The 12790-nt window shown below is 50.1% G+C and carries 12 protein-coding genes; all 12 read right to left on the bottom strand.

The annotated features are described in order from the left end of the window. Positions 1-2: 2 nt before the first annotated feature. Positions 3-1226 carry a colanic acid biosynthesis fucosyltransferase WcaI gene (gene wcaI / locus RYZ59_RS11430; protein WP_202038954.1) on the bottom strand — a complete coding sequence of 408 codons (1224 nt, stop codon included), beginning with the start codon at positions 1224-1226 and terminating at the stop codon, positions 3-5. Continuing rightward, positions 1223-1702, bottom strand: coding sequence for a GDP-mannose mannosyl hydrolase (locus RYZ59_RS11435; protein ID WP_318048038.1), 480 nt, complete (start codon positions 1700-1702; stop codon positions 1223-1225). The genes wcaI and RYZ59_RS11435 overlap by 4 nt, the downstream gene beginning before the upstream one ends. Positions 1703-1704: 2 nt before the next feature. Continuing rightward, positions 1705-2670: a GDP-L-fucose synthase gene (gene fcl, locus RYZ59_RS11440; RefSeq protein WP_318048035.1), complete on the bottom strand. Its 966-nt coding sequence runs from the start codon at positions 2668-2670 to the stop codon at positions 1705-1707. 2 nt (positions 2671-2672) lie between these two features. Continuing rightward, on the bottom strand, positions 2673-3794 hold the full coding sequence (gene gmd, locus RYZ59_RS11445) for a GDP-mannose 4,6-dehydratase (protein ID WP_318048033.1): 1122 nt from the start codon (positions 3792-3794) through the stop codon (positions 2673-2675). A 24-nt stretch (positions 3795-3818) separates the two neighbouring features. Further along, on the bottom strand, positions 3819-4373 hold the full coding sequence (gene wcaF, locus RYZ59_RS11450) for a colanic acid biosynthesis acetyltransferase WcaF (RefSeq protein WP_318048030.1): 555 nt from the start codon (positions 4371-4373) through the stop codon (positions 3819-3821). A gap of 9 nt (positions 4374-4382) precedes the next feature. Next, the gene (wcaE, locus tag RYZ59_RS11455) at positions 4383-5129 is read right to left on the bottom strand and encodes a colanic acid biosynthesis glycosyltransferase WcaE (RefSeq protein WP_318048028.1); all 747 of its coding nucleotides are present in this window, start codon (positions 5127-5129) and stop codon (positions 4383-4385) included. 5 nt (positions 5130-5134) lie between these two features. Next, the gene (gene wcaD / locus RYZ59_RS11460; protein WP_318048026.1) at positions 5135-6352 is read right to left on the bottom strand and encodes a colanic acid polymerase WcaD; all 1218 of its coding nucleotides are present in this window, start codon (positions 6350-6352) and stop codon (positions 5135-5137) included. Further along, positions 6327-7544: a colanic acid biosynthesis glycosyltransferase WcaC gene (gene wcaC, locus RYZ59_RS11465; RefSeq protein ID WP_318048025.1), complete on the bottom strand. Its 1218-nt coding sequence runs from the start codon at positions 7542-7544 to the stop codon at positions 6327-6329. The genes wcaD and wcaC overlap by 26 nt, the downstream gene beginning before the upstream one ends. A 37-nt stretch (positions 7545-7581) precedes the next feature. Then, on the bottom strand, positions 7582-8424 hold the full coding sequence (gene wcaA, locus RYZ59_RS11470) for a colanic acid biosynthesis glycosyltransferase WcaA (RefSeq protein ID WP_137382249.1): 843 nt from the start codon (positions 8422-8424) through the stop codon (positions 7582-7584). A gap of 77 nt (positions 8425-8501) precedes the next feature. Further along, positions 8502-10664 (bottom strand): tyrosine-protein kinase Wzc, encoded by a 2163-nt coding sequence (gene wzc, locus RYZ59_RS11475; protein ID WP_318048022.1) that lies wholly within the window; start codon positions 10662-10664, stop codon positions 8502-8504. Beyond that, positions 10661-11110 (bottom strand): low molecular weight protein-tyrosine-phosphatase Wzb, encoded by a 450-nt coding sequence (gene wzb, locus RYZ59_RS11480; RefSeq protein WP_271442402.1) that lies wholly within the window; start codon positions 11108-11110, stop codon positions 10661-10663. Before wzb ends, wzc begins: the two co-directional genes overlap by 4 nt. 5 nt (positions 11111-11115) lie before the next feature. Further along, positions 11116-12255, bottom strand: coding sequence for a polysaccharide export protein (locus RYZ59_RS11485; protein ID WP_318048021.1), 1140 nt, complete (start codon positions 12253-12255; stop codon positions 11116-11118). Positions 12256-12790: the final 535 nt, after the last annotated feature.

Below are 12790 nucleotides of genomic sequence, written 5' to 3' on the forward strand. Positions count from 1 at the left end.
TTTTATCCCCGTATATCTGCAATAAATTGACCAAGCACGTTTTCTTTATCCAGCGTGCGTTCGGCATAGTGACGAGCCACTATGTTGACTTTCGGCATCAATAACGTCTGTTCAATACCACTTACAAGTGCGTTCACCGATTCCGGCTCCACGCAAACAGCAATACCAGGAAAGGTGTCACATAGCTGGCCCAGTTCGGTATCAGGCTCAGCGGTAATCACTGCATTACCACCAACAGCCAGGATATTGGTCAGTTTGGAGGGAAGAACGGCATCTGCTGCACCACGCTTTTGTACGACTAAATGGCAGTCCCCCATCTTCAGTAGCGCAGGTAGCACCTCATAGCGTTGCAACGGGAGAAATGTCACGTTACTCAGGCTCCGCCCGCTGACCATGTTTTCCAGCCTCGCTTTACCGCCTCCCTGCCCAACGATCACAAAATGCCATGGCTGATTACTGAGCCAGGCTGCCGCATCTATCACACTATCAAGTCCCTGCTTTTCACCGATGTTGCCTGAGTACAGAATAATTTTTTTATCCTTAGGCAACCCCAGTTCATGGCGCAGCGCCCAAGCTTCAGCGTCAGTTACATCACGAAAACGAGCCACTTCCGACCAATTTGGAAAGAAAATAACTTTCTCTGCTGACACGCCTTTATCCAGAGCTTTGTGCATCATTGAGCGAGAGATCGTTGAAACAAGATCCATGCGCTGCAGACCATTGCGTTCGAAGACGCTAGCCAACTTTGCCACTGTTCCGAATTTACCTTTACCAGCCATCCCAAGGCCAAGCATGGCGTCAACTTCATAATCCTGAATGTGCAACAGCGTACGCGCGCCAGACAGCTTCGCCAGCAGGCGCATACCAGGTGTACAGAACAGTGTCGGCACAACGCCAATTATGCGATCCGGCTTCCAACGACGCTGTGCCATCAGAGGGAAAAAACTGCTCAGGGCAAAACTGCCTAAATGCAGCAGACGTTTGATCGTTGACGGTTGTTTCGGCACATATAGCGGACAGCGCCAGACGATCGCATCCCCCTCTTCACGGCGATAACGCCATGATGAATAGCAGTCATTGACTTTCCACTGGGGATAATAAGGTGGCGCGGTAATCACCCTAACGTCATGCCCCTGACGCGCCATCCATTCCACCATTTCACCGGTGTACTTGCCGATGCCTGTAAGCTCAGGAGAATAATTAATGCCATACACCAGGATCTTCATAAACCAGGCACCTCAGCCTGACGTTCCGACATAAAGTATGCCCGACTGTTTTCATGCACGTTGTCAGTCGCTAACAGCGACTGCGGCATCATCCAACGCCAGGTCTCGTGCTGCTCCCCGGGAAGTTGTAACTCTTTTTCCAACACCCTCAGACGAAAACCCAGCACGATGTAATGTGTCGAAAAATCCTGACCAGAAAAGTTATCGTCATAGAAGTGCTGCCAAACACCATAAAACTCAGCGGAGGACAGCGGTAAACGAACCCCCAACTCGGCTGCAGTTAACCGCTCAAAGGCCGTGTGTAGAGACTCATCTTTTCGCACCCTACCACCAGGTACAAACCAGTAGCCCTGTGCCGGTCGGTTAAGGCGTTTACCGAGCAAAAACTCCCCCTGAGCATTCTCCACAATCAAATCGATAGAAATCAGCGGAGTAGAACGTACAATGGCGGCAAAGTCTTCATGACGTAACAACATCGCTACCCCCGGTACCGTTGCTGATTCTCAAGGAACCACTGATACGTACTGGCAAGCCCCGCTTCCAGGGGTATCTCGTGATACCAACCAAGCTGGTGCAACCGTGTCACATCCAGTAGTTTGCGTGGTGTTCCGTCCGGTTTACTGGCGTCAAACACTACACGTCCTTTGTACCCTACGACCTGCGCGATCGTTTGTGCCAGCTCACGGATAGTGCAATCCACGCCAGTGCCCACATTGATATGTGATAGCATCGGTTGGGTATACTCCAGCCAGACTTCCCGATCTAACTCCATCACGTGGATGCTGGCTGCCGCCATATCGTCCACATGAAGAAACTCACGCATCGGCGTGCCACTGCCCCACACCACCACATCCGGCGCATTCTGCTCACAGGCTTCATGAAAGCGGCGCAGTAACGCCGGGATAACATGCGAATTGCTGGGATGAAAATTGTCGTGGGGGCCGTACAAATTTGTCGGCATCACTGAACGGTAATCACGGTCATACTGACGGTTATATGACTCGCAAAGCTTAATTCCGGCAATTTTGGCTATCGCATACGGTTCGTTAGTGGGTTCCAGCAACCCCTGTAGCAGTTCACTTTCAGCTATTGGCTGCCTGGCCAACTGCGGATAAATGCAGGATGAACCGAGAAACAGCAGTTTATTCACGCTATGCAAATAAGCCGCATGAATTACGTTGCTCTCAATAACCATATTTTCGTAAATAAAATCAGCAGGATAAGCATTGTTAGCCACAATCCCGCCCACTTTTGCCGCGGCAAGATAAACCTGATCAATATGTTCAGTGGCAAAGAACGCCTGCACCGCACTGGCGTCCAGCAGGTTAAGTTGAGCGCGGGTACGCAGCACCAGCTCCACGTTTTCTCGCTGCGCGAGTTGTCTTACGATGGCGGCCCCCACCATCCCAGAATGGCCCGCCACAAAAATTCGTTGTTTCATCATCCTCAGTGCTCCAGCGCAATAGCAACATCGTAACCATGGGATTTCAGTAGTGAATGTTTCTTCGCTGCTTCCAGATCGTGAGCAACCATTTCAGAAACCATCTGGCGCAATGTGATCTCCGGTTTCCAGCCCAGTTTTTCGTGTGCCTTTGTCGGATCGCCCAATAGTGTTTCCACCTCTGCAGGACGGAAATAGCGCGGGTCGACGGCGATCATCACATCCCCCGGTTTCACCCCTGGCGCATCATGCCCAGTCACCGAAACCACAATGCCTTTTTCATTCACGCCCTCACCTTCAAAGCGCAACGTAATACCGAGTTGGGCAGCGGCCATTTTCACAAACTGACGGACGGAATACTGCACGCCAGTGGCGATCACGAAATCTTCCGGCTGTTCCTGCTGCAGCATCATCCACTGCATCCTGACGTAGTCTTTGGCATGTCCCCAGTCACGCAGCGAATCCATATTGCCGAGGTACAGACAGGACTCCAGCCCCTGGGCGATGTTGGCAATTGCACGGGTAATTTTGCGTGTGACGAAGGTTTCGCCACGACGCGGAGATTCATGGTTAAACAGAATGCCGTTACAGGCATATATGCCATAGGATTCTCGGTAATTGACGGTGATCCAGTAGGCATACAGTTTGGCGACGGCATAGGGCGATCGCGGGTAGAACGGCGTCGTTTCTTTCTGTGGGATCTCCTGAACCAGACCGTACAGTTCAGAGGTGGAGGCCTGATAGAAACGGGTTTTCTTTTCCAGCCCCAGAAAGCGAATCGCTTCCAGCAAACGCAGCGTGCCGATCCCATCAACATCCGCAGTATATTCTGGCGAATCAAACGACACCGCCACGTGGCTCATTGCGCCCAGGTTATAGACTTCATCCGGCTGAACCTCTTGCAAAATGCGGGTCAGATTAGAGGAGTCCGTCAAATCGCCATAATGCAGATGGAATTTGGGATTACCCGCATGCGGGTCCTGGTAAATATGGTCTACCCGTTCGGTATTAAATGACGAGGCCCGGCGCTTAATGCCATGAACTTCATAACCTTTTTCCAGCAGAAACTCTGCCAGGTAAGAACCATCCTGCCCGGTTACGCCAGTAATGAGAGCGACTTTTGACATGTTATTACCTCTTAAAATTTCCCTTCAGGGAGTAACGTTCTCGACGCGTTTACGCGTAACTACTGCGGGGTTACCCCGACATATGGCATTGGCCGGCAACGATTTAAAAACGCTGCTGCGTGCACCCACGACGGTGCCGTCGCCAATCGTCACGCCAGGCGCGACAAAAACATCTGTCGCCAGCCAGCATTTCTCGCCAATCACAATTGGCGAGGCGCTAATATCAAAGTGTTGGCTGGCATAATCATGGCTTCCGGTGCATAAATAGCTTTTCTGCGAAATAACCGCATGAGCCCCAATCGTAATATTACCCAACGTATATAGAACCGCGTCATCCCCCACCCAGACGTAATCACCCAGTGTCAATTTCCACGGATAAGTAATTTTTACTGAGGGCCGAATAACTACGTTTTTTCCTATTTTTGCGCCAAATATCCTTAATAAAAATGCACGCCAGCGGTACATAACTTGTGGTGACCAGTGAAATAATGTTGCTTGTACCGCCCACCATAATTGCACTTTAATTGCACCGCCGCCGCGAAAACCTTTCGGCACCGCGAAGCCGTTTAAATCCTGCATAGTGTAACCTTACGTTTTACCATATAAGTGTTTTGTCTTACCGGTTGTACGCAGACGTATGTATTCAGAAAATCCAGCCCAAAAACCGGGCATGCGCAATATTTGACGCTGGACTCTTTTGGCATCCCGACACAATTCCAGATTATTCGTAGTCGATACGCCGCCCATGGAAAACTCTGACACTAAACCAGTCAGTTTTTTAAAAGCGAACCCGGACTTGTATAATTTTGCTGCCAGCGCATAATCCGATGATACTTTATATTGCAAGTCATAATGCCAGGTTTGCAGGCCCGTCAGCGGGAAAAATATTGCCTGATGACTGGCTGGCAAACTGTGGTAGATATACCAACCCGGTTTAGCCCGGCGCATCATTTTTTTACCATTGCCAAAATCCAGCAAAGCATCGCCAATCACCATCGTTTTATCACTCTGCGTTTTTAACTGGCGAATAAAATGTGCAGAATCAGCATGCAGAATATCTCCAGAGTTGAGAAAGAGTGCAAAACGCCCGTGCGCCATAGCGATACCCTTGTTCATTGCATCGTAGAGACCGTTATCAGGCTCGCTGACAAAACGTAACTGATGCTCTCCATTGAGATTCTCCAGGAACGCCGGCGTACCGTCTGTAGACCCCCCATCGATAACAATCCACTCAAAGCTGATATCGCTCGCCTGCGCAAGATGCGCCAGTGACGCATGGGTTTTGACGATCCCGTCCAGATTGCGAAAAGCGACGGTGATAATACTCAGCAGCATGTAAATTACCTCGCGATATTCAGCGCTTTGCGCAAAATAAACGGACATACGATTAAAAATGCGTATTCCGGACTAAATACTGAACCGGTGAAAAACAACGACAACGGTGTAAAAAGATAAAGCTGCACCCGATAATTCTGATTATCACCAAACGCATTCATCATCATTTTCGTTACTTTCCCCATGTACCACAGGGATAATATTACGGCAAACCACGAAAAATAGATAATTAACAGATACAAACCATTGTCTATCGTTTTACCTACATCTGCACCGTTAAAGATTCCGAATGATGCAACATACTCATAAAGTGAGCCAAATCTCACTACACCGTCGACATTCAGTAATGAATATCCAACCATAACCAACGGCCCGACTATGCGATAATAAGATGAAGAGCCTTCAGTGCCTAAATCACCAAGACGCGTCGCGATGTAGGGGAAGGCAAATATCACGCCCACCACAAACACACTCAGTGAGATAATCGCCAGGGGTAACTTCTTTTTTATCGCATCCTTATTCAGATACTGAAACGCCCACTCCAGCAGGTAAAACAAAATAAATGTCATTACCCCTGAAAACGATCCTGACAATATCACCCCAGTCAGAATCATAGCATCGGTCCCGGGCGTTTTGATACCAAACTGTTTGATGCTGAGCCAAATTGAGATTAACGCCAGAGCGAAAAATGCGGGTTCAAAATAGAGTGCAGTGGTACGTTTTCCACCAAATTTAATAAAGTTCAGCACATAGCTATTGCTGTAAATAAGATATTTCGAAATAGCTTCCATTATACTGCTGCCACCGCTGAGAATGATCTGTGCCATTTCAACGGCCGCCAGACCGACCACTAACCCCACCACCAGCCAGAATAAACGCAAAATCTTAGGATAGTTATGTGGCGAAATGGTTTTGAAGCGAATACTCCACACCATGCCAATAATGATCACGGTATAGATAAACAACATGGCGGATGTTACATACTTGCTGGCATCCAGCGATTGGCCAAACAGGTAGTTAAACACCGTCAGCCCCCCACCCACTCCCAACGCAATCAACAGTTTTTTAATATTGATACGGTCGACAAACAGCAGTAGCAACAGCGGTAAAAAAGTGACAACGGTGACAGGGAAACTTTCACCCAATTGTGCAAGCTTGACGTTAACCAGCAGATAAAGCAGCGGCAACACCAGATAGCTACAGACCCTGATAGTACGAGACATATTCCTCCAGCATCTGTTGTCCGCTGTATGCTGTCCGGCTCTGCTGGCTAAAGGTCGCCAGCGAGGTGTCAAATACCGCCTGTGCAATTTCTGATTTTTTCAGTTGTACCAGACGCAGAACATCCGCTTCACTGAACGTTTTGCCGCCTGATTTTGCCAGCACTTCCTGTGCCGCCTCACTGTGCGTGGCGATAACCGGTACACCGATAGAAAGGGCTTCGCACAAGATCAGCGGATAGTTATCAACCCGCGAACTGAACACCAGCCCATCCATCTGATTTAGCGCCCCCATCAAGGTTCGTTTGTCACTTTCAAACCCATGGTTGACGACGTTTGATCCGGCAAACGGGGAAAACTTACCGAAGGTATGCAGTTCTATTTTGTCACCGAGCGCGATAAGCGCCTGGACCAGTTGCTGGCTGGTTTTGCCGTCATAGCGCAAATCGTGGGCTACCACGGCAATTTTCGGTCTGCCCAGCGGCTCATGCTGAACCGGCAAATCAGCAAGAATCGCTTCCGTCGCCACATCGATACCGTTATTGATGATGTGACAACGCCCGGCGCCGTACAGGCTATTAAATGCTTCCGCCACATGTTGACTGGGCGAGATAAACTGGCAGCCAAGCGCCAGCATCGTGCGAAACATTTGACGTTTTCCGGGCAGTTGCTGATGTGCTTTATCAACGTTAACCGGGGGATAGTTGCTTAACGTTGGGCATTTCTGGCAGCCCGTTTTCCAGCCTTCGCAGCCATCGGTAAAGGCGCAGCGTCCGGTAACACTCCAGTGATCGTGCAGCGTCCAGACCAGGGTGATATCGGGCTTATGTGCCTTCACCTTTTGGCAAAACGCCACCACCTCTTCGAGGTTCAGCCAGTAACTGTGCAGCACATGGAAATGCAGAACCAACGGGCCCGCGGTGCGGGTGATTGTGCGGTACATATTGTCGAGATTGCCAAACAGATCGCGGTTTGCGAGGCGAAACAGCGCAATATTCGCCGCCGACGTCAAACGCGGCGCATGTTTAATCACGTGCGGATAATTCCCGTGACTGGCGCTTTTCTTGCCTCCTTTGCCATAACCGTATACAAACCGCGACGACCACCCTTTTTCCAGTGCGCGCAGGTGTAAATCCAGCGCGACCCCGGCCGCCCCGCCTTCGGCAAGCCGAACATTAAATTGCAGAATATTCATTGCATTACCTTTGCTCTCACATGTTGACGCAGCATACTTAACGTCCTCGCAGACCGTCAGCCAGGCGTTTGCCGTTACGGATGGAAAGCAGCGTCAGCAATGTGCGCCAGTTCATCCGCTTGTTACGAATCTGATAAAGGGTAAACAGCTGATATTTTTTACTCGCCCGGTCAAATTTACCTTTGTGCTTGCGATAGAACTGGAAATAACCGGAGAACTTATGTGGAGAGGAAGTAATGCGCATCTCGCCGTGATTCACATGCAGGATCTGCGTCGCCTCTTTTACCTTCCAGGGTTTACCGTAGGCCACCACCATGCGCAGAAAAATGTCGTAATCCTGCGCGGCTTTTAACGTCGTATCAAACAGGCATGCTTTGAAACGCCAGGCCCAGCTAAAGACCTGATTACCAATGATATTGCGTTTATAGAATCGCCGTCGTGAGTACATCGACTTTGGATACAACGGCAGACTGGCTGGCTGTGAATAAACCTCACCTTCACAGACATAATCATCAGCGTAGAGAAAAGCGTGCGTCACCAGTTGATGACGAGACTGAAGGAATGTGCTCAGGCGATTCGGCGTCCACTCATCGTCATCATCAATTCCCGTAATGTACTGCCCACTGGCCTGCATGATGGCCTGATTGCGTACCGCGCACGCGCCGGAGTTAATCTCGTTATGCGTATAGCTCACACGTGGATCGTTTAACGCCTCAACAAACTGTTGCAGTTGCTCATACTCGCAAGAGCAATCATCGACAATGATCATTTCCCAGTGGCTATAGTCCTGGCGCAGCACCGATTTAATCGCCCGGATAGCCAACTGCTGGCGGTTCCAGGTGGGCATATAAATAGAAATTAGCGGGTTGTCTGTCGTCATTTTTTTGTCCCAGATAAAGTTGCCAGATGGCGCTACGCTTATCAGGCCTACATTCGATATGCGTTGCTGTTAGTTATCTATTTCGAATCCGACGTGTATTCGTATTCGTAGTAACCGTAATCCTGATACCCGCTGGCGCGCCGGAAAATGGAGTTGAGGATCACCCCTTTCACCTGAATACCGTTTTGCCCGAAGCGACTCAGACTGGTTTCCACCTCTTTCAGCGTGTTGACCGCGTAACGCGCCACCATCAGCGTGGTGCCGACGTGGCGCCCTACGATAGCCGCATCGGTCACCGCCAGAATGGGCGGCGTATCGATCAGCACCAGGTCATAGTTCGCACTGGCCCAGGTCATCAGCTCGCCAAAGCGTTCGCTCATCAGCAGTTCTGAAGGATTGGGGGGAACCTGCCCGCGAGGGACCAGGTCAAAATGTGCAATTGAAGTCGGTTTTGCGCAGGAGGGAATGTCACCCTTGCCGCTAAGGATCTCAGACAGACCGTTGATGTTATTGGTCCCGAGCAGCTCATGGGTATAGCCTTTACGCATATCACAGTCGATCAGCAGCACGCGCTTGTCGGTCTGACTGATAACCGCAGCCAGGTTGGCACAGACAAACGTTTTGCCAATCGACGGGCTGACCCCGGTCAGCATCAGCACGTTATTACGTGATTGCATCATGGCAAAGTGCAGGCTGGTACGCAGGCTGCGCACCGCTTCTATTGCCAGGTCAGTCGGATTCCCCACGGCCAACAGCTGGCTTTGCTTGTAGCGTTTCACACCTTTAATGGTCTGAACGTTATCACGTGCTTTTTGCCATTCAGACAGCGGAATACTGGCATACACGCTGATACCATGCTCTTCCAGCGCCTGCGGGCTTTCAATACCGCGATTAAACAGAGAACGCAGCAATACGCCCACCACGGAAAGCATCAAACCGAGAATGATACTGCCGAGAATAATCAGCGCCGTTTTCGGCTTCAGCACGCCAGGCTGAGCAATCGCGGGATCGACAATGCGCACATCGCCAACCGTACTGGCCTCGGTAATCTTCAGTTCCTGTTGCTTGTTCAGTAACTGCATATAGACCTGCTGACCGGACTCCACATCACGCGTCAGGCGAACAATTTCCTGCTGTGTTTTCGGCATCGCCGTTACGCGCCCGTTCAGCTTACTTTTCTCATCTTCCAGCGCCTGGCGTTTTTCCAGCAGCGTGCGGTACGCCGGGTGCGCTTTGGTGAACAGCTTGGAAATCTCCGCTTCTTTGAAGGTCAATTCATTCAGCTGCGCGTCGATATTCACCATCGAATCCAGCACCGCTTTGGCTTCCAGCGGCAAATCCACGGAGTCTTTATCCTGACGAAAGGCGTTCAGCTTGTTTTCGGCAACGTCCAGCCGATTACGCACCTCAGGCAGTTGCTTTGCAAGAAACGCCAGACTTTTGGCGGCCTCTTCGGATTTACGTTCCACGTTTTGTTGCAGATAGTTGCGGGTAATACTGTCGAGGATTTGGCGGATTTGCTCGCGGTCTTCGCCGGTAAAAGTCAGGCTTAATACGCCGGTATCTTTGCCTGTTTCCGCCACCATCAGATTATTTTGCAGGGTGTTTATCATGCCCAGCGTGGAGAATTTGCTGACGGTAAATTGGCTCTCCGGGCTGGCATGAATTGCCTCAACCAGCATCGTCACGCCATCGTGTTCCAACACCTTGCCGACTTGCCCCCGGGCGCTAAAACCCCCGTCACTCACCAGTTGATAACTTTTGTCGTTCAGTACGCTCAACGTGAAGGTCTGTTCATTCATTGACGTTGGTAAGGTGAAAGTCTTCACATTGACCGTTTCATTCTGGCGGCCCATCAGACGGTCCCAGCCGGCACCAAAAAGAGGAAATGAATCTTTGGTGACGGAAATATCCAGATTGAGATCGTCTACCGTTTTGCCCAATACTCGTCGTGACTGAATAAGCTGAATTTCCGCTTCAGAAGCAGGTGGCTTGTTGGATAACGCCGAGCCAATATCCTGGACCAACGAGCTGCCGGTGTTTTGCTCAATTTGTACCAGCGCATCGGCACTGTAGATCGGCGTGGCAAACAGGGTGTAGACCGCCGCACACAGCGCAAATGCGGCGGTTATGCCCAGTACCCACCAGCGTGCTTCGACTACGGTCCCCACCAGACGTCCGATATCGATTTCATCGTTGCCCGTTACCGGCGTGGCAGACTGTTTTTCTTTTTCTGTCATGATTTTCCCTGCTCCGCATTCAGTGCCTGGGCCCATTGGCGGGCAGACCGCTCAAGTAGTGCATACACCGCATCAAACGCATCACGGCTTTTGCGGTACGGGTCAGGTATTTCGCGTTCGCTGTCCCAATGGCCGAACAGCATCACTTTGCCGCGCATCTCCGGCACCATTTCACACAACGCCGTAATATGGCGTTTTTCCATAGTCAGGATCAGGTCATACTCCCGGCACATCCGTCCCGAGATCTGCCGTGCACAATGGTTTTCCAGCGACACGTTATGTGCCTGCGCCACACTGATGGCGCACGGATCGGCGCCCTTGCCTACCAGCGCGCCGAGGCCAGCGGAAGACACCGTCAACGCCGGATGGAATTGCCTTAACAAGCGCTCTGCCGTCGGAGAGCGGCAAATGTTCCCCACGCAGACAACTAAGATTTTGTTAAACATGGCGATTACCAGTTGTGAAGGTCGCTGGCCGTATCCGTCATATAACGAACACCGCTAATGGTCGGCAGCAACTGATTGATCAAACGGTTCCAGCGAGCAACCGGCGCGGTCGTGACATACACCACATCGTAAGGCTGAAGTCGGAAAGAGGTCGCCATCACCAACGATGTCGCATCAGACATATCAAGCTGGTAGATATTGGCTATCTTGCCGTTATGCTCACCCTCGCCTTTTAATGGACGAATAACAAAGATACCGCTGGCATTGGAGGTGGTCAGGTCGATGCCTTCCGCATTACCCAGCGCTTCGGTGAGTGTCATACCGCTGAAGTCCATCTTGAGGGTGCTCTGTTTTTTCACTTCACCCATCACGAACACTTTCAGGTCGTCGTTTCGCGGGACAAACAGAATATCGCCAGGATAGAGCAGACGGTTCTGGCTCAGATCGCCATTTTGCATTAGCGCTTGCAGAGAAATTCGTTGCTCCTGCCCTTTGTGGGTCAGCACAACGTTGCGCCAGTCGGCCGCTTCAGTGAGACCGCCTGCAGCATTAATAGCATCAAGGATGGTAAGAGGTACGTTGGTGATGGCCTGTTGACCGGATTTATTCACCTGCCCGGAGACATACGCCTTCTGCGAGCGGAATGCGGCGATATTAACGTCCACCTGCGGGTCTGCGATGTACTTCGCTAAGCGCCCGGTAATATCACTACGAATTTCTGCCAACGTTTTTCCCACCACGCTAACTTTGCCAATGTAGGGATAAAACATAGTGCCGTCAGGTTGCACCCAGTTTCCCGTATCGCTTGAGCTACGATACTGTCCCGCAGGCGTGGTGAGTTCGGGATGATCCCAGACGGTGACATTCAGGACATCGCCGGGTCCAACCCGGTACTGATACCCGGAGATCTCCTGATCCAGCGACATATTAGGTTGAGCAACATTCGGTCGCGGACGCAATTGTTCAACCAGTCGAGGGGTAAGCGGATAAACATTCACCATTCGGTTGATATCAAAATCGGCATCCTGCTGCTTAATCACATCTTTGCCCATGGTAGACATATTGCTGCCCGGAAGCACGGTACAACCGTTGATCAATATTACCGACACCAATACTGGTATCAATTTAAGTTTGGATTTCATCATTGATTATTTATCACTTTGGCAGAGTCATTATCACGTGCGTTTTAAATAGCGATTACGCCTGTTTGCATTTACCTTGCCGTTAATTGAATAGAAATTTAACTGGCATCAGTCCTAAAAAAAATGAATTCATCTGCAGTCTCTTGACAGAATAATTTAGGTTTATCATCAGGCGACCAGGCACGCTACCGCCCCTGGCTTCATTAGCTACCAATGCACTGATTAATTTATATTTTTACCGTCCTCGCAATTTTCATCATATTCATAGCACCTGCCCATCAGAAATAGCATGGTGCGATACTGGCAACATATTTCTCTTTTGATTATTACGGGAAGAATTGTTGCAGCTAACCGAATAGCAGGCAAGATAACAAGTCCTGAAACATAGCCTTTTAAGATTAATATTAAGCGTGAGATATGTCTATTTTTAGGATTTTATTGATGTTGACAATATTAATATATAAATATCCAACCTGCGATATTTCCTAAATATAACTGGATGAATAAAGCCATTTCTTGCAGTTACCTTCAGGCTATT

Origin of the sequence: Citrobacter sp. HN-141 (genome assembly GCF_033341895.1) — a bacterium.
Lineage (GTDB): Bacteria > Pseudomonadota > Gammaproteobacteria > Enterobacterales > Enterobacteriaceae > Citrobacter.